Raw genomic sequence first — 15,835 nt, 5'->3', positions numbered from 1 at the left:
ACGGGTCAGCGGTCGGAGGCCAGCCCGACATGGCGCCCGGTCGCGAACGCGCGGGCCAACTCGGTACGCGAGCGGATGCCCAGCCGGTGGAACACATTGCGCAGGTGGTGGTCGACCGTACGGGTGGAGAGGAACATCCGGGCGGCGACCTCCCGGTTGGTCGCGCCCTCCGCGACCATCTCGGCGATCCGCAGTTGTTGCCCGGTCAGCAGCCGCGCCGCCGGGAAATCCGGTGCGCCGACCGACTCACCGGCCGCCCGCAGCTCCGTGGTGGCCTGCTCGGCCCAGCAGCCGACCCCGAGCAGCGTGAACATCTCGCGCGCCTGGTGCAGGTGCGTACGCGCGTCGCGCGGGCGTCGGATGCGGCGCAGTTCCTGACCGAAGAGCAGCTCGGTGCGTGCCCGCTCGAACGTGCCGGCCTCGCTCGGGTGCAGTCGCAGCGCCCGCTGGAACTCCTGCTCGGCCTCGGGGCCGCCGCGAGGCGCGAGCAGCGCGTGGCATCTGGCGGACAGGGCCCGACGCAACGGGCTCGCGGTGCTGCTGGCCCACCTGTCGAACACGGCGAGCGCCGCCGTCGCCGCCGGTCGGCAGGGCAGGTGCGCCGCCGCCTCCACCAGGTACGGGGTGGCCATCACCTGCACGAGCACCTGACCGCGCCCGGTTCCGAGCCGGGCCAACGACGCCAACCGGTCCGCGGCTTCGGCGTGCCGACCGTCGACCAGGTCGAGCACCGCCAGGGCCCAACCGGCGAGCGCGTGCGGGCGGCTGCCCGGCGTCGGCGCCTCGCCCATCTCGCGGATCCGTCGCAGGCTGGTGTCCCGGTCGGCCCGTACGGCGGCGAGCACGGCGAGCATGCCGAGGTGGACGTCGGCGCAGTTGACCTGCCCGGTGGCGCGGGCGACCCGCAGCCCGTCGCGGGAGGTCTCCGCCGCCGCCTCGTGCCGTCCCAACCAGTACTCGGCGACCGCCCGCAGCTCCAGCGCGCGGGACAGCATGGACAGTTCGCCCTGCTCCCGGGCCACCGCGACGGCCCGGTCGGCGAGTCGGTGGGCCGCGCCGTCCACCGCGACCACCAGCCCGGCTGCCGCCGCACAGCAGAGCGCGGTGGGGGTCATCGCCGGGCCGGTCAGCCGACCGCCCAGCACGACCGCGCGACGCAGGGCCGGCCCGGCTCGTTCGTGGTCACCCCGCAGGGTCGCGGCCACTCCGGCGACCAGACTGCTCATCAGCTCCATGGCGGGCGGGTCGTCCGGCCGCCGCAACGCCGACGCCCGGCGGCCGACCTCGGCGTACCGGTACTGGTCACCGGCGAAGCAGACCGCCTCGCCGGCTCGGGCCAGCCCGGACAGCGCCAGCGCGCGGTCGGTGTCGGTCACCGCCTCGGCGGCGGCGAGCAGCCGGGCCGACGCACGTGTCGCGGTGCCGCACCGTAGCTCCAGCTCACCGCGGAGCAGGTCGGCGCGACCTCGGACGTCCGGATCGGTGCACACCGGGCGGAGGCGATCGAGGAGAAGTCGCGCCACGTCGGGCCGGCCCCCGGCCCAGGCGTAGCGGGCTGCGGTCAGCAGCCGGGTAGCCGTCCGGGTGGGTTCGTCGCTGAGTTCGGCGGCCCGGCACAGCGCCGCCGACGCGGTGGCCCAGCCGCCGACGCCGCCGAGCGCGGCCTCCTCCAGTTCATCGGCGAGCACCGGGTCCGCACCCGCCGCGGCGGCGGCGAGGTGCATCGCCCGACGCAACCGCTGTCCGTGGGCGACCATCACCCCGGCGAGCAGTCGGTGCGCCGCGCGCCGTTCCGCGAGCGGCGCGGTGGCCCCGATCATCGTGCGTACCAGCGGCTGGGGAAAGGTGACGCCGCGGGCCTCGACCCGGACCAGGCCGGCCACCTCCGCCGGGGCGAGCGCCTCGATCTCGGCGCCGGCGGCTGCGGTGGCCCGGATCAGCGTGCCCGGCTCGCCGCCCTCGTCGAGCGCGGCGAGCAGCAGCACCCGTCGGGTCTCCGGTGGCAGCCGATCCAGCCGGGCCCGGTACGCGCGGCCCAGAGCGCCGTCCGGCGGCGGTGCCGCGGGCAGCGGCTCCTCACCTCGCCACTGACCCGGGGTGAGGACTCCGGCCAGGTCCGCCAGTGCCTGCGGGTTGCCGCCGCCGATACCGGCCAGGGCGGTCAGAACCGACGCGGCGGGGCACTCGGCTCTCCCCGGCCCGGTCGACGACCGCAGCCGGTCGGTGAGGAGCGCGGCGCTCTCCTGCTCGGTCAGCGCGCGCAGTCGGTACGCGGGTATCCCGTCGACGGTGGCGGCGACGCCTGCGGTGAGCAGGACGGCGACGGGCAGGTGCCGCAGTCGGCGGGCGACGAAGGCCAGCACCTCGGCGGTCTGCGGGTCGCCCCGGTCGACGTCGTCCATGGTGACGAGCAGCGGTCGGTCCCCGGCGGCCGCGGTGACCAACCCGAGCACCGCCATCGACAGCGTGAGTCGACGGTCGGCCGGGCATCCATCGCCGGACAGCGCGCGTCGCAGCAACCGGCGCTGCTCGTGCGGCAGGGCGGCGGCCCGGTCGAGCACCGGGTCGACCAGACGTTGCAGACCGGCATACGGGAGGCCGGCCTCCTCGGCGAGCCCGCTCCCGGCGAGCACGGTGCAGCGCGGGGCGTACCGGTGGGCGTACCCGACCAGCGCCGTACGACCCGATCCGGGTTCGCCGTGCAGCAGCAGGGCACCGCCGGCGTTCGTCACGTCGTCGAGCAGGCTCCGGACCGACCGGCACTCGTCGTCCCGGCCACGCAGCACGGTTAGTTGCACTCTTGATGCAGTAACCATGCCTGCCAGTGTCACCCATCGGTAACCGGATGGAAAGAGCCGGCGATGTCGGACCGGGCCGGTGTCAGTCGGCCGCGACCTCCGCCAAGAGGGCGCCCACCGTCCGGGTCATCACCGCGCGGGCCTGGTCCACGCCGAGGCCGAGGCCGTAGCGCAGCATCGACCAGGCCGGCCACATGCTCGCCGCCACCAGGGCGTTGAGCAGCTGCTGCCGCCCGCGACCGGCTTGGGCCAGCTCGGGGGCGAAGAGCTCCTCGACCTCGTCGCGCACCCGGTCGATGTGCTTGAGGCGGTTGCGGTGCAACTGGTCGGAGACCGGCTCCCGCATCTGGGCGGCCCGCGCCGACGGCGTGATGAGCTGGAGCAGCCGGGCCCGCTGCCGGCAGTACGCGTCGACCCGCTTCGCCAGCGGCAGCCCGGTCGGAATCGGCCGGTAGGCGGCGTCCTGCTGGCGGAGCACCTCCGCGCCGCTCGCCTCGAAGAGGGTCTCCATGTCCTTGAAGTTGGTCCACAGCGTCCGCAGCGAGATCCCGGCCCGCTCGGCGATGCGTTCTCCCGTCGGGCGCAGGTCACCCTCACCGATGAGCGCGAGGTGCGCCTCGACGATGGCCGCACGGGTGCGCTCGGCCCGGGCGGTGCGCCCGTCGACCCGACTCGCCACCTCGACCCCGTCCATCCGCCCCCGCCTCCTCACCACCACGGCGCCTCCTGACGCACCGCCGAGTCTAGACAGGCGGTGATCAGCGGTTCCGGGCCGACCGGCGGCACGGTCATCCGACCCGAGCGGCAGGCGGGACGCCGTCGCCGCGGGCGACGGCCACCCCGGTGACCCGGGTGGCGTCGACGGAGGCCGGGAGAACGATCACGCCACGGCGTACGAGCCGTCCCGAATATGCATCCACAGTGCAGATAGTAGGAGGGCGGATCGGTGACGGTCAACGTCCCGGACGATCAGCCGGAAGGCGCGGGCACAGCCGTCCGACCGGGCACGGTCAACTGGAAACCACGCCCGGTCGAACGGCTGCTCACCGGTCCTCAGGAGACGGTCGGCACCCCGTTCGCCGGCGGCGCGGCCGGCGTGACGGTGTACTCGTTGACCGGCCCGTCCGCCTCGTCGGTCTCGTACGCCGGCCCGAAGTAGCTCTGCACTCCCCCGCTCACCCGGCTCAGGCGCTGCCCGCCGTACCCGGAGTGGTCCTTGTCGGAGAAGCGCAGCGGCACCAGACCGGGGCCCTGGAAACCGCCCTTCTGCACGGCGTCGATGATCTTCTCCCGGGTGAGGTCCTTGCCGGCGGCGAGCAACGCCTGCACGAAGAGGTAGCCGACCGACATGCCGTAGACGGTGTTGCCGTCGAACGGGGCGTCCCCGTTGTGCTCCTTGTTGACCTTCGTGAAGAGCTGGATCCACGGGTTGGCCGTGTCGTTCTGCATCGGCAGGTAGTTGGTGCCGACCATGCCCTCCAGCATCGGAGCGGCGGCGCCGAGCTGCTTGGCCAGGGTCTGGTGATCGGCGCCGACGTTGGAGACCAGCCACTGCGCCTTGTAGCCCAGCCGCGCCGCCGTGCCGATCGACAGCGCGGTGAAGCCGGGCACGGTGGCGAGCACGACGACCTTGCATTCGGCCGCCTTGAACGCGCCGATCTGCGGCGCGACGTTGGTGTTGCTGGTGACGTACGTCTGCTTCACCGCCACCGCACCCGCGCCGAGCACCTTCTCCACACCGGCCAGGCTGTCCCGGCCGAAGTCGTCGTCCTGGCCGAGGAAGCACACCTTCTGCCCGGCCAGCTCCCGCTTCGCGTAGTCGGCGAGGATCTTGCCCTCGACCGTGTAGTCCGGGTTGAACCCGAAGGTGCCGGGATACTTGTCCGGCTGGTCCCAGCTGCGGCTGCCGGAGGCGACGAACAGGTCGGGCACCCGGTTGCTCTTGAGGAAGTCGAGCACGCCGGTGTGCGTCGGCGTGCCGAGGCCGTTGAGGATGGCGAAGACCTTGTCCTGCAGGACGAGCTGACGGACCACCTGCTGGGTGTTCGCCGGGTTGTAGCCGTCGTCCATGATCTTGTAGGTGATCTTCCGGCCGTGCACACCACCGTTGGCGTTGACGTAGTCGAAGTACGCCTTCGTCGCCGGGGCGATCTTCGAGTAGCCGGCCGAGGCCGGCCCGGTGAGCGGCATGTGGGTGCCGACGACGACCTCGGTGTCGGTGACGCCCGGCACCGATGCCCCGCCGGGGCCGGAACCGTCGTCACCACTGCAACCAGCGGCGGCGGCCAACAGGGCGATGGTGCTGGCGAGCGCGAGACCACGTTGTGCCAAACGGTGCATGGAGAACACCGACCTTTCTCGGTCCGGTTTGCGGGAACGGTGTGGGTGGTGGGGACGCCTGGCCGGGGCCGGGCTGGGGAACGCTGCCGACCGGGGCCGGCTGGAGAACAGCTCAGGAACGCCGGGCCCGCAGGCGCCGACCGAGACGGGACAGCAGTCCCTGCACGCCGCCGGGCGCGGCGATCATGACGACGATCAGGGTGAGGCCGAAGATCGCCAGCGGGAGGTTGCCCTCCAGCCGTTGCGCCACAGCGGGCGAGAGCGCGAACGACTCCGTCACCGAGTGGGTGATATCGGGCAGCGCGACCAGCAGGACGGCCCCCCACAACGCGCCGGTGAGACGGCCGAGACCGCCGATCACCACGGCCATCAACAGGAAGAGCGACAGGGTCAGCGAGAACGCCCCCGGGGAGACGCTCTGCGCGAGGACCGCCAGCAACGCCCCGCCGAGCCCGGCGGTGGCGGCACTGACCACGAACGCGAGGACCTGGGTGCGGGCCACGTGGATGCCGGCGAGACGGGCCGCCACCTCGTCGTCCCGGACCGCCCGGAAGGTCCGCCCGTACCGGCTGCGGATGAGGTTCGCCAGCAGCAACAGGGCGAGCAGTGCCGCCGCGGCGGTGAGCCAGAGCTGCCACCGCTCGTAGGGGAAATACGGCCCGAGCGCCAACGGTGGCGGCTCGACCGGCACCGACAGCCCCTGCTCGCCGTTGAACACACCGTCGAAGGTCACCGCCAGCGCCGGCACGACGACGGCCACCGCGAGGGTCACCCCGGCCAGGTAGGGGCCCCGCAGCCGGGCCGCGGCCACACCCACCACCGCGCCGACCGCGACGGTGCTGACGATCGCCGCGACCAACGACAGCGGCAACAGCCAGCCGCCGGTCATCCCCCGGTCGGCGAACGCGTTCTGACACAGAGCCACGGTGTACGCGCCGGTCGCCATCAACGCCCCGTGCCCCAGCGACAGTTGACCGTTGAGGCCGGTGAGGACGGTCAGCCCGGCGGTCGCGCAGAGGTAGGCCGCCACCGTGGCGAGTTGGAAGTTGCGGAACGGCTCGACGGCGTAGCTGACCCCCACCAGCACCACGCCGACGGCGAGCACCACCGCGAGGTGACGCAGCAGGGTCGAGCCACGTCGCCGGTCCACGGGACGTTCGGCGGCGTCGTCCGGCCGGTGCTTCGGCGGCACCGCCGCCTTCGTGGCGCTCACACCCGCCTCGCCGCGACCGGGGCGAACAACCCGCCGGGCCGGACCAGCAGCACCGCCAGCAGCAGGACCAGCACCGCGAGCGGCGTGAGGTCACTGCCGGCGTAACCGCTCACGTAGGAGAGCAGCAGACCCACCACCAGGCCGCCGACCACAGCGCCCGGTGGGCTGTCCAGCCCGCCCACCACCGCCGCGGTGAACGCCGAGACGAACACCAGGTCCATCGCGTGCGGGTGCAGGCCCAGCTCGGTCGGGATGACCAGCATCGCGGCCAGCGCGCCCACCCCGGAGGCCAACGCCCACCCGAGGGTCAACATGCCACCGACGTTCACCCCGAGCAGCCGGGACACCTCGGGTGCGAAGGCCGCCGCGCGCATCCGCAACCCCACCGGGGTACGCGCGAACATCCACGCGAGGCCGCTGACCACCACCCCGATCGCGGCGAAGACGAACAGGTCGTACGGCGACAGCACGGCGACGCCACCCACGCTGAGAGCGGACCTGCTGAACGGCGCCTCGGCGGGACGGAACTCGTTGCCGTACACCATGCCCAGCACGGCCTGGATCAACAGGACCAGCCCGAGCGCGACGATCACCGGGTTGAGCGGTGAGGCGTGGTCGACGTGTCGCATCACGACGCGGTCCACCAGCGCACCGAGCAGCAGGCCGGCGACGATCGCGACCCCGAAACCCAGCCAGTAGGAGCCGGTCGCGGCGGCGACGCTGTACGCGACGTAGGCGGCGGCGACGGCCATCGCCCCCTGGGCGAAGTTGACGACCCGCGCCGCCCGCCAGATGAGCACCAGGGCCAACGCGAACGCGGCGTACACCGCGCCGCGGGACAGGCCGTCGACGGTGAGGAAGACGAAGCGGTCCAACAGTCCTCCCTCCGGGGGACGAGGTGGTGGTCAGAAACCGAGGTACGCGTGGCGCAGGTCGACGTCGTCGCGGAGCTTCGCCGCCGGGGCGGCGATCACCACCCGGCCGAGGGACATCACGACACCCTGGTCGGCGACGGCGAGGGCGCTGCGGACGTTCTGCTCGACCAGCAGCACGGTCAGGCCGGTGCGGTCGCGGAGCTGACGGAGCAGGGCCATCGTCCGGGCGACCACCCGGGGCGCCAGGCCCAGCGACGGCTCGTCCAGCAGCAGCAGGCGGGGCCGGCCCACCAGGGCCCGGCCGAGCGCGAGCATCTGCCGTTCACCGCCGGAGAGCTGGTGGCCGAGGTGCCGGCGGCGTCGGGCCAGCGGCTCGAAGAGCTGGTAGACCTCGTCGAGCGCCCGCCCGGCGTCGGCCCGGTCGCGCCGCCACAGCCCGCCGAGCCGCAGGTTCTCGTCGACGGTCAGCTCGCTGATCACACCCCGCCCCTCCGGCACGTGCGCCATGCCCCGTCGGACGAGCTGCTCCACCGGCGTACCCCGCAGGTCCTCCCCGGCCAGGAGCACCTGACCGGCGGCCGGACGGATCATGCCGGAGAGCGCCCGGAGCAGGGTCGTCTTGCCGGCACCGTTGGCGCCCACGACCGCGGCGATCGTGCCCGCCGGCACGGTGAGGTCGACGGCCTGCAACACGGGCGCGGCGCCGTACCCGGCCACCAGCCCTCGCACGACGAGCAGATCGGTGCCGGTCACGCTGAGCCACCTTTCGTTCGCGACTGCGGGGCTCGCAAACCCGGCTCACTCCTCGCGCTCACGGTGTGACCTCCTCGACGGTGGCGCCGAGGTAGGCGTCGGTGACCGCCGGATCGTCGCGGACCTCGTCCGGGGTGCCGGAAGCGATCACCCGGCCGAAGTCGAGCACCACCAGCTCGTCACAGACCGCCATCACCAGGTCCATGTGGTGCTCGACGAGCAGCACCGCGCAGGGCTCGTCGTCCCGGCGGGGAAGCTCCCGGATCAGCTCGGCGAGGTCGGCGATGTCGTCGGCGCCGAGGCCACCGGCGGGCTCGTCGAGCAGCAGCAGCCGGGGCCGGGCGGCGAGCGCACGGGCCAGGGCGACCCGCTGGCGTACCGCGAAGGGCAGTGTGCTCGGTGCTGCCTCGGCGTGGGCGGCGATGCCCAGGCCGTCGAGGATGTCCAGGGCGTGTCGGCGCAGCCGGCGCTCGTCACGGTCGCTGGCCGGCAGCCCGAACAGCGCCGGGACGAACCCCGCACGGGCGGTGTGCGAGGCGCCGGTCATCACGTTCTCCAGCACGCTCAGACCGGCGAAGAGCCCGGTGCCCTGGAGGGTGCGGGCGATGCCGAGCCGGGTCAACCGGTGCGGGCGCGGACGGAGCGGCCGACCGTCGAGGGTGAGCGAACCGGTCTCCGGCGCGACGAAACCGCAGATCACGTTGAACAGGGTGGTCTTGCCCGCGCCGTTGGGCCCGATCACGCCGACCACCCGGTTGGATGGCACCCGCAGCGAGACGTCGTCGAGGGCGGTGAGGCCGCCGAAACGGACGCCGATGTGGTGCAGTTCGAGGCCGCGCTCCATCACCCATCCCTCTGTCGTGGCGGGTGTTTATTTACACTCGCAGTGTACGTTTCTCGGGTATCGCGTCAAGACCTTCGATGCTCCGACCACGCGGACGGGGCGGTCGCCGTCGGCGACCGCCCCGGGACCGCGATCAGGCGCTGGGACAGGTGTTGCGGTACTCCTCGATGGCCGAGCCGCTCGGGCCGGGGCACAGGAACTGCTCGTAGCGGGTGTCGTCGTCGACGAACCGCTTCAGCCAGGCCACCATCTGCCGGGCGGTGGGGGTGTTCGTCGTCTGCGGGAAGAAGTGGCTCGCCCCGTTCAACTCCAGATACGCCTTCTCGGCAGAGGCCGGGATGCTGTTGTAGAACGGCACCGAGTGCGTCGAGACGGGCGCGACGCTGTCGCTCTCGCCGCCGATGATCAGCGTGGGCACCCGCAGCTCGGACCAGCTCTTGTCCAGGTTCCACGGCGCCAGGGGCACCGCGGCCTGCAATGACGGCCGCGACGAGGCCGCCTCCAGACTGCCCCCGCCGCCCATCGAGTGACCGGCCACCGCGAGCCGACTGCTGTCGATCCGGCTGCGCACCGAGCTGCGCTGGGTGAGGTAGTCCAGCGCGGCGAGCAACTGCCGGCCCCGGCTGTCCGGCTGGTCCAGGCGCGTGTTGGTCTCGATGCCGATCACCACGAAACCGTGCGAGGCGATCCGCGGCCCGAGCCAGCTGATGCTGGACCACGAGGCGGTGTAGCCGGGCGAGATGGCGATGGCGCCGAAGGTGCCCTCGCTGGTGCTGGTCGGGTAGTAGATGACGCCGCCGCCGAAGCCGGTGACGCTCAGCGAGGACACGCTCTGCGACGCCGTGGCGAAGGGACCGCGACTGGCCTCCAGGATCGCGGTGGTCGGAGCGGGGCCCCGCTCGTACGGGCCGGCGGCCTGGGCGGCACCGGACGGTCCGGCCAGGACGACGCCGGCGACCAGGGCGGCGGCCAGACCGAGCCGGGCGGCGACGGTGCGGGGACGGGTGGTGGTTGGTGAGGACACGTCGGGCACTCCCTAGGGTCGAGGGATATCGACGTGTGTCAGTTTTGGCCGCTCAGCCGGTCGCCGCATCGGCAAAATCACCAGTCGTGGCGGCATTTGCCGTGATCAGTCGTGTTTCGGCCCCCTGACCAGGGGTAGCAGGGCAGACGCCCGCCCGCACCCGCGCCATGGAGAGGTTCGCCACGTGGATTCCAGCAAGCCCGCCGAGGCGGTCAAGAACGCCGTGAAGACCGCCTCGGGCAAGATCGCCGACGCCCTGACCCCGGATGTCCCGGGCGCGCCCGGAAGCGCGCCGCCGACCGTCGAGGAACCGACGACGCCGCACGACCCGCTGCCGCCGAAGCCGGAACAGGGTGCGCCGCAGACGCGTACGCCGACCGGCGCGGAGACCGGCGCGCCGCCCACTGCGAAGGGTCAGCAGGGCGCGTACCTGACGACCGCCAACGGGGCGCGGCTGCGCGACACCGACCACTCGCTCAAGGCCGGACCGCGTGGCCCGGTGCTGCTCCAGGACCACCACCTACGCGAGAAGATCACGCACTTCGACCACGAACGCATCCCCGAGCGGGTCGTGCACGCGCGGGGTGCCGGTGCGCACGGCGTGTTCACCGCGTACGGCACCGGCGAGGCGGTCACCCGGGCCGGGTTCCTGAAGAAGGGCCGGGAGACCGACGTCTTCGTCCGCTTCTCCACAGTGCTCGGTTCGCGTGGCTCGGCCGACACCGTCCGCGACACCCGCGGCTTCGCGACGAAGTTCTACACCGACGAGGGCACCTTCGACCTGGTCGGCAACAACATGCCGGTGTTCTTCATCCAGGACGCCATCAAGTTCCCCGACATCATCCACGCCGGCAAGCCGCACCCGGACCGGGAGATCCCGCAGGCGCAGAGCGCCCACGACACCTTCTGGGACTTCGTCTCGCTGCACACCGAGGCGCAGCACCACGCGCTGTGGAACATGTCCGACCGGGGCATCCCCCGTTCGTACCGGACGATGGAGGGCTTCGGCGTGCACACCTTCCGCCTCGTCAACGAGGCCGGAGAGACGGTGCTGGCCAAGTTCCACTGGAAGCCGAAGTTGGGCGTGCACTCCCTCACCTGGGAGGAGGCCCAGATGTTGAGCGGGATGGACCCGGACTTCCACCGTCGGGACCTCTACGACGCCATCGAGGCCGGCGCGTACCCGGAGTGGGAGCTCGGCATCCAGGTCTTCCCCGACACTCCCGAGGAGACCTTCGCCGGCATCGACCTGCTCGACCCGACGAAGATCGTGCCCGAGGAGTTGGCCGAGGTACAGCCCATCGGCAAGCTGGTCCTCAACCGGACGCCGACGAACTTCTTCGCCGAGACCGAGCAGGTGGCCTTCCACCTGGGTCACCTCCCGCCGGGCATCGACGTCACGAACGACCCGCTGTTGCAGGGCCGGCTCTTCTCGTACGTCGACACGCAGCTCACCCGACTGGGCGGGCCGAACTTCTCGCAGATCCCGATCAACCGCCCGCACGCGGCGGTGAACGACATGCTGCGTGACGGGTTCCACCAGCACGCCGTGCACGCGGGCGTCGCGCCGTACCGACCGAACTCGCTCGACGGCGGCAACCCGTTCCCCGCCGGGGACGCCGAGCAGGCGTTCGTCGACGTGCCGGTCACCGTGGCGCAGGCGCCGAAGGTGCGGGCGAACCCGGCCTCGTTCGACGACCACTACAGCCAGGCACGCCTGTTCTGGTCGAGCATGTCGCCGGTCGAGAAGGAGCACATCATCCGGGCGTACACCTTCGAGCTGGGCAAGTGCTACCACCAGGCGATCAAGGAACGCCAACTGCGGAGCCTGGCCAACATCGACCCGGTGCTGTGCGAGCAGGTCGCCGCCGGTCTGGGTCTGCCAGCGCCGCAGCCCAGCGTGCCGCTCGCCGACGTCACGCCCAGCCCGGCGCTGTCGCAGGTCGGCCGGGAGTGGCCGAGCGACGGTCGTACCGTCGGGATCGTCGTCGACCCGGACGGTGACCTGGACGGTGTCGACGAGGTCCGCCGGGCCGTGTTCGAGGCCGGCATGGTGCCGTTGCTCATCGCCCCGCGCGGTGGCATGGTGGCGGACCTGCCGGTGCAGCGGACCTTCGCCACCGGCCGGTCGGTCGAGTTCGACGCGGTCCTGCTGGCCGGAGCGCCGGTGCCCGCACCGGACGCCCTCCCCGCCCGCGACGACAAGGCCGGCCGTCCCGGCCCGGCCGCGGTGGACCCCCGCGTGCTGCTGCTCGTCGAGGAGTCCTGGCGGCACGCCAAGGCCATCGGCGCCTGGGGTGCGGGAGTCACCGTGCTGGAGCAGACCGGGGTGGCCGGCACCCCCGGCGTCGTCGCGGCGGGCTCCGGCGCCGAGGCCCTGACGGCGGTGCAGCAGTTGATGGCCGCACACCGGGTGTGGGAACGGTTCCCGGCCTTGGTGGCCTGATCCAGCGCCGAGCACCAGCGAGGGCTGCCTTCCACCGGGAGGCAGCCCTCGCCCGTTTGCGGGTTGATCCACTCCGTTTCGCCGATGTGGGGGTATCCCCGGCACTCCGATACCGCGTTTTCGCCGCACCCGTGTGGATCAAGAGTCCACTCCGGAACGTCAGGCAGTCTCTATTACCGGTTCATGACAATCCGTGGATCACGTGCGGATATCCGGCTGGCACCTTGCGATGAATGATCCAACAGCTGACCGGGTCCCGGGTCGCCGAGCTGCCGCCCGACGAGACGCGCGTCCGGTTCCGCCACCGGTACCGGGCCGGGAGCGCCCCCGCCGCAGCACCGTCGGGCCGGGCGGAGTGGGCCGACGCCGCGAAGGGCGCCTGCATCGTTCTCGTCGTCCTGTGGCACGTCATCGTGAAGGACTACCTACAGATCGACTGGCACGTCGGCGTACCGGTGCCGGGTCTGTGGGGGACGCTGGGTGAGCAGTTCCTCCCGCTGCGGATGCCGCTGTTCTTCACCATCTCCGGCGTCTTCGCGGCGAACGCCGCCCGACGACCCTGGCGGGTCGTGGCCCGCAGCCGGGTCGCCGGGTTCCTCTACCTGTACGCCCTCTGGCTGCTGATCCACACCGCGATCCTCGCCGTCGCCCCCGACCTGCCGACCGACCGCGCCACCTCCGTCCTCGGCGTGCTGGAGCAGCTCACCATCACGCCGTCCAACCTCTGGTACCTGTACGCCCTGGCGGTGTACTTCACCATCGCCAAGGCGACCCGTCGGGCCCCCCGGGCGCTGGTGCTCGTACCCGCCGCGGTGCTGTCCGCGGTCGCCGCCGCCGGCCTGCTCGACACACCGGGCAACCGGGGCGGCCTCTACCAGAACCTGGTGTTCTTCCTCGCCGGCCTGTACCTGCGACCGCAGATCCAGCGGTGGGCCGACACCGCCAGCCGACGCCGTCTGCTGCTGACCTCGGGGGCCTACGTCCTCGCGCTCGCCGCGATGGCGGCGGCCGGCGCGCAGCAGTGGTTCGGTGTGTGGCCGGCGGCCTCCGTCGTGGCAGTGATCTTCGGCATAACCGCCGCTGCCAGGCTGGCTCGCTGGTCGGCACTCAGCAGACCGCTGGCTAGTCTCGGCCGCATCACCCTGCCGATCTACGTCGTCCACATGCCGGTCCTGGCGCTGCTGCACCGGCTGACGCTCGTACCGGTTTCCGAGCTGGGCGCGTCCGCTCAGGCCCTGATCGTGCTCGGATACCCGATTCTGCTGACCGGCCTGGTGATCGGCCTGAGCCTGGCCGTGCACCGTGGCCTGCTGGCGGTCCGGGCGGGCTGGCTGTTCGCGCTGCCCGGCCCCCGGCGCGCGGAGGCGGCCCGATGAGCGCGCTGGCCGAGGCGCTCGTCGACCTCGACGCGATCGCCGCCAACGTGCGGACGATCGCGTCGGTCACCGGCACCGACCTGATGGCGGTGGTGAAGGCCGACGGGTTTGGCCACGGCGCGGTGCAGGTGGCCCGGGCGGCGCTTCGGGCGGGCGCGAGCTGGTTGGGGGTGACGTCGGCGAGCGAGGCGCTGGCCCTGCGCGAGGCGGGTGTGACCGCGCCCACGTTGAGCTGGCTGCACAGCCCGACCGACGACTTCGGTAAGTTGATCAACGCTGGTGTCGACGTCGGCGTGTCGACGACGACGCACCTGCACGCCGTCGCCGACGCGGTCCACCTGCTCGGCGTACCGGCGATGGTGCAGCTCAAGGCCGACACCGGTCTGTCCCGCAACGGGGCCGCCGGGGACGACTGGCCCGAGTTGGTCGGTTGGGCTCGCAAGTACGAACGGGAGGGCGGGATCCGGGTGCGTGGGGTGTGGTCCCACCTCATGGACGCGGACGTGCCGGGCGCTCCCGAGCTGAACCGCCAGGTGACGGCCTTCGAGGACGCGCTGCGGGTCGCGCGGTCGGCCGGCCTCGACCCCGAGCTGGTCCACCTGGCCAACTCGGCGGCCGCGTTGTCGGCGCCCCGGACCCGCTTCGACATCTGCCGGATCGGGATCGCGCTGTACGGCGTGGACCCGTTCGGCGCGACCGGTCCGGGCGAGTTCGGGCTGCACGCCGCGATGACGGTGCGGACGAGCGTGGTCAACGTCAAACGGGTGCCGGCCGGCACCGGCGTCTCCTACGGGCCCGAGCACGTGACCGGCGCGCCGACCACCCTGGCGTTGCTGCCGCTCGGGTACGCCGACGGCCTCCCCCGCGCCGCGGGTGGCCGCGCCTGGGTGTGGCTCGCCGGTCGGCGGTGCCCGATCGTCGGGCGCATCGCCATGGACCAGTGCGTGGTCGACGTCGGGGACCTCCCCGTGGCGATCGGTGACCCGGTCGTGGTGTTCGGTCCGACCGAGGCAGACCGGAACCCACCGACCGTCGTCGAATGGGCCCGCTGGGCCGACACCAATCCACACGAGATCTTGACCGGCATCGGGGCCCGGGTGGCCCGCGACCACCACCACGGAAGGGCACGGATTTCATGACAACCCGACTGGCAGTGCTGTACGGCGGGCAGAGCGGCGAGCACGACGTGTCCTGCCGCTCGGCGGCGAGCATCCTCACCCACGTGGACCGTGAGCGGTACCAGGTCACCGAGGTGCTCATCGACCGTGCCGGCGGCTGGCACGTCGACGGACGCCCGACGCCACTGCCTGCGGCGTTGCGCGTGCTGCGCGCCCAGGACGTGGTGTTCCCGGCCCTGCACGGCCCGTACGGCGAGGACGGCACGGTGGCGTCGTTGCTGGAGTGGCTCGGGGTGCCGTACGTCGGCAACGGGGTCTTCGCCAGCGCCGCCGGTATGGACAAGGGCGTCACCAAACGACTCCTCGCCGCCGAGGGGCTGCGGGTCAGCCCGGGGGTGACCCTGCGGCCGGGCGAGGACCTGTCGCCTGACGACCGGCGACGTCTGGACCTGCCGGTCTTCGTCAAGCCGGCGCGGGCCGGGTCCAGCCTGGGCGTCGTCAAGGTGGACGACTGGTCGGGGGTTCCCGCCGCGCTGGAGCGGGCCCGACAGGTCGACCCGAAGGTGCTCGTCGAGCAGGGGGCCCGGGGTCGGGAGATCGACGTGGCGGTCCTCCAGCACCCGGACGGCCGGGTGGAGGCCGGTCCGCCGCTGGAGATCCGGGTGACCGGTGCCGGCTTCTTCGACTACGACGCGAAGTACGACGGCGGCGCGATCTTCCAGATCCCCGCCGCGTTGGACGCGGCGACCACCGAGGTACTCCAGGACCGGGCGATCCGCGCCTTCCACGCCCTCGACTGCCGTGGGCTGCTGCGGGTGGACTTCTTCCTACCCGCCGAGGGATCGCCCGAGCCCATCGTGAACGAGGTGAACACGTTCCCCGGTTTCACCGCCGCGTCGCAGTTCCCGCAGATCTGGCAGAAGGCCGGTCTCGGGTTCGTCGACCTGATCGACATCCTGATCGACGGCGCGCTGGCCGACGAGGACCGGGGCCGTCACGGCGGTCTTCCCCGGCCGGCCCGGGTGGCCGACCTGGTGTGAGCGGTGGC

General features: G+C 72.5%; 13 protein-coding genes. 4 read left to right on the top strand and 9 right to left on the bottom strand.

The genetic code is table 11. From position 1 onward, the window contains the following. Positions 1-5: 5 nt before the first annotated feature. The 9 genes from O7617_RS26740 to O7617_RS26700 all read right to left on the bottom strand — a co-directional run bounded on the left by O7617_RS26740 (position 6) and on the right by O7617_RS26700 (position 9,847). Positions 6-2,798, bottom strand: a complete 2,793-nt coding sequence (locus tag O7617_RS26740) for a LuxR family transcriptional regulator (protein ID WP_282258920.1) — start codon at positions 2,796-2,798, stop codon at positions 6-8. Positions 2,799-2,880: 82 nt separating this feature from the next. After that, complete coding sequence (locus O7617_RS26735) at positions 2,881-3,492, bottom strand: TetR/AcrR family transcriptional regulator (RefSeq protein WP_282258919.1); 612 nt, start codon at positions 3,490-3,492, stop codon at positions 2,881-2,883. A gap of 94 nt (positions 3,493-3,586) precedes the next feature. Beyond that, a complete protein-coding gene (locus tag O7617_RS26730) occupies positions 3,587-3,718 on the bottom strand; it encodes a hypothetical protein (protein ID WP_282258918.1) in 132 nt (43 codons plus the stop codon). 133 nt (positions 3,719-3,851) lie between these two features. Next, a complete protein-coding gene (locus O7617_RS26725) occupies positions 3,852-5,138 on the bottom strand; it encodes an ABC transporter substrate-binding protein (RefSeq protein WP_282258917.1) in 1,287 nt (428 codons plus the stop codon). Between the two features lie 112 nt (positions 5,139-5,250). Next, positions 5,251-6,351: a branched-chain amino acid ABC transporter permease gene (locus O7617_RS26720; RefSeq protein WP_282258915.1), complete on the bottom strand. Its 1,101-nt coding sequence runs from the start codon at positions 6,349-6,351 to the stop codon at positions 5,251-5,253. Beyond that, positions 6,348-7,226 (bottom strand): branched-chain amino acid ABC transporter permease, encoded by an 879-nt coding sequence (locus O7617_RS26715; protein WP_282258913.1) that lies wholly within the window; start codon positions 7,224-7,226, stop codon positions 6,348-6,350. The genes O7617_RS26720 and O7617_RS26715 overlap by 4 nt, the downstream gene beginning before the upstream one ends. Before the next feature lie 30 nt (positions 7,227-7,256). Then, a complete protein-coding gene (locus O7617_RS26710) occupies positions 7,257-7,979 on the bottom strand; it encodes an ABC transporter ATP-binding protein (protein WP_282258912.1) in 723 nt (240 codons plus the stop codon). 58 nt (positions 7,980-8,037) lie between these two features. Then, complete coding sequence (locus O7617_RS26705; protein WP_282258911.1) at positions 8,038-8,823, bottom strand: ATP-binding cassette domain-containing protein; 786 nt, start codon at positions 8,821-8,823, stop codon at positions 8,038-8,040. Positions 8,824-8,956: 133 nt separating this feature from the next. Then, positions 8,957-9,847, bottom strand: a complete 891-nt coding sequence (locus tag O7617_RS26700; RefSeq protein WP_282258910.1) for an alpha/beta hydrolase — start codon at positions 9,845-9,847, stop codon at positions 8,957-8,959. Positions 9,848-10,031: 184 nt separating this feature from the next. Between O7617_RS26700 and O7617_RS26695 the strand changes: the two genes are divergently transcribed. From O7617_RS26695 to O7617_RS26680, 4 genes are all read left to right on the top strand, one after another. Next, a complete protein-coding gene (locus O7617_RS26695) occupies positions 10,032-12,293 on the top strand; it encodes a catalase (protein WP_282258909.1) in 2,262 nt (753 codons plus the stop codon). Positions 12,294-12,526: 233 nt separating this feature from the next. Continuing rightward, on the top strand, positions 12,527-13,669 hold the full coding sequence (locus tag O7617_RS26690; protein WP_282258908.1) for an acyltransferase: 1,143 nt from the start codon (positions 12,527-12,529) through the stop codon (positions 13,667-13,669). Next, positions 13,666-14,808 carry an alanine racemase gene (alr, locus tag O7617_RS26685; RefSeq protein WP_282258906.1) on the top strand — a complete coding sequence of 381 codons (1,143 nt, stop codon included), beginning with the start codon at positions 13,666-13,668 and terminating at the stop codon, positions 14,806-14,808. Before O7617_RS26690 ends, alr begins: the two co-directional genes overlap by 4 nt. After that, complete coding sequence (locus O7617_RS26680) at positions 14,805-15,827, top strand: D-alanine--D-alanine ligase family protein (protein ID WP_282258904.1); 1,023 nt, start codon at positions 14,805-14,807, stop codon at positions 15,825-15,827. The genes alr and O7617_RS26680 overlap by 4 nt, the downstream gene beginning before the upstream one ends. Positions 15,828-15,835: the final 8 nt, after the last annotated feature.

It is taken from the genome of Micromonospora sp. WMMD1155 (assembly GCF_029581275.1).
Lineage (GTDB): Bacteria > Actinomycetota > Actinomycetes > Mycobacteriales > Micromonosporaceae > Micromonospora.
The sequence above is the reverse complement of the archived record's forward strand: the minus strand, read 5'-3'. Positions and strand labels throughout refer to the sequence as shown.

Coding starts and splice junctions, on each gene's coding strand:
- O7617_RS26735 (WP_282258919.1), bottom strand. CDS start 3,492: ATGGACGGGGTCGAGGTGGCGAGTCGGGTCGACGGGCGCACCGCCCGG.
- O7617_RS26725 (WP_282258917.1), bottom strand. CDS start 5,138: ATGCACCGTTTGGCACAACGTGGTCTCGCGCTCGCCAGCACCATCGCC.
- O7617_RS26705 (WP_282258911.1), bottom strand. CDS start 8,823: ATGGAGCGCGGCCTCGAACTGCACCACATCGGCGTCCGTTTCGGCGGC.
- O7617_RS26690 (WP_282258908.1), top strand. CDS start 12,527: ATGATCCAACAGCTGACCGGGTCCCGGGTCGCCGAGCTGCCGCCCGAC.
- alr (WP_282258906.1), top strand. CDS start 13,666: ATGAGCGCGCTGGCCGAGGCGCTCGTCGACCTCGACGCGATCGCCGCC.
- O7617_RS26680 (WP_282258904.1), top strand. CDS start 14,805: ATGACAACCCGACTGGCAGTGCTGTACGGCGGGCAGAGCGGCGAGCAC.